Genomic DNA, 1,122 nt, shown 5'->3' with positions numbered 1-1,122 from the left:
TTGTTGTAAACTCACTTTTACTCTATGGTTATACTACCTTGCTGCTATCCTGAACGGATACAGTGGGCTTATTAAATTATAGAATTACTTTAGCTATAGAATAAAGTCTAGTGTTACTTCACGCCAAATGTGGTGGTGCTGAGTAGGCAAGCCGGTTAATGGGCTACATTTATATACTGCACGCATTGCGTTATCTGCTATCGACCTGAAAAGTGGATTATTTCGATAGGAATCACTGTCTGCTACATCCGCCATAATTATCTCGCCTTGACTGGATAACAATAAGTTAATTTTTATATTAAAATTTTCTTTGTAAGCTATGCTTTCAGGAATGCGCCAGCATTTTGTGAGCTTGTCTCTTATAGAGTTAATAATTTCTGTTACAACTAATTCATCCTTTTTGCTCTCAACGCTTTTTTCGTTTCCTATTTCATTTTTTGCCCCTCTAACATCCCTTCTTAGTTTTTTCTCTGCACTTTTTTTTCTTTTTGGAATTGGAATGAATTCTTTACCCTCGTTAATAATGACTTCTTCTTGCATTTCGATAATTTGCCTCGGTTGTGCTACAACAGTGTGCTCAACCAATTCTTTTTTCCTTTGTGGTATAGGAACAACTGACGTATCATTCGCTTGGGCTTTTGTTGAAGGTAACGAAAAAAGCAGAAAACAACATAAAGACAAAAAAAGAATATAATTAGAATAGAAAAAACGCATATGTTAAGCAGCTTGTTTTACTGGTTTAAAGCTAATATTGCACATAAAGTCAATATATTTTAGTTGATGGACAACTTTGAAGTCAATAAGGAATCCCTTCAAAGTTGCAGGCAAGCGAAAGATTGTCTTCTCGACAGACAAAGAATTGTATAATGGATTAAAAGGGACCGTATGACAAAAATTATAGGAAAAGAATATACAGAACTTTTAGAGCAGTTGAAAGATCGTATTGCAACAAACCGTTATAAGGCAGCACTTGCAGTAAATAGTAAGCTTATTTTGCTTTACCACCATATTGGTACAGAGATCCTAAAACGCCAAAAAGAACATACCTGGGGAGCTAAGAACCTGTTTAAAATCTTCGTAATAGGAGAGAAATGAAGGAAAGGACAATCATTTGCAAGCTGG

General features: G+C 35.2%; 2 protein-coding genes. One reads left to right on the top strand and one right to left on the bottom strand.

Annotated elements, in window-relative coordinates; translation table 11 throughout:
- Positions 1–93 precede the first annotated feature (93 nt).
- Positions 94–714, bottom strand: a complete 621-nt coding sequence (locus OZD61_RS01135; protein WP_274979539.1) for a hypothetical protein — start codon at positions 712–714, stop codon at positions 94–96.
- 171 nt (positions 715–885) lie between these two features.
- Here OZD61_RS01135 and OZD61_RS01130 point away from each other — a divergent pair, with 171 nt between their 5' ends.
- Positions 886–1,095, top strand: a complete 210-nt coding sequence (locus OZD61_RS01130; RefSeq protein ID WP_274979538.1) for a DUF1016 N-terminal domain-containing protein — start codon at positions 886–888, stop codon at positions 1,093–1,095.
- The last annotated feature ends 27 nt before the right edge of the window (positions 1,096–1,122 follow it).

It is taken from the genome of Wolbachia endosymbiont of Drosophila bocki, assembly GCF_028982005.1.
GTDB classification, from domain to species: Bacteria; Pseudomonadota; Alphaproteobacteria; order Rickettsiales; family Anaplasmataceae; genus Wolbachia; species Wolbachia pipientis.
This window is presented reverse-complemented; position numbering and strand designations above follow the sequence as displayed.

Coding starts and splice junctions, on each gene's coding strand:
- OZD61_RS01135 (WP_274979539.1), bottom strand. CDS start 714: ATGCGTTTTTTCTATTCTAATTATATTCTTTTTTTGTCTTTATGTTGT.
- OZD61_RS01130 (WP_274979538.1), top strand. CDS start 886: ATGACAAAAATTATAGGAAAAGAATATACAGAACTTTTAGAGCAGTTG.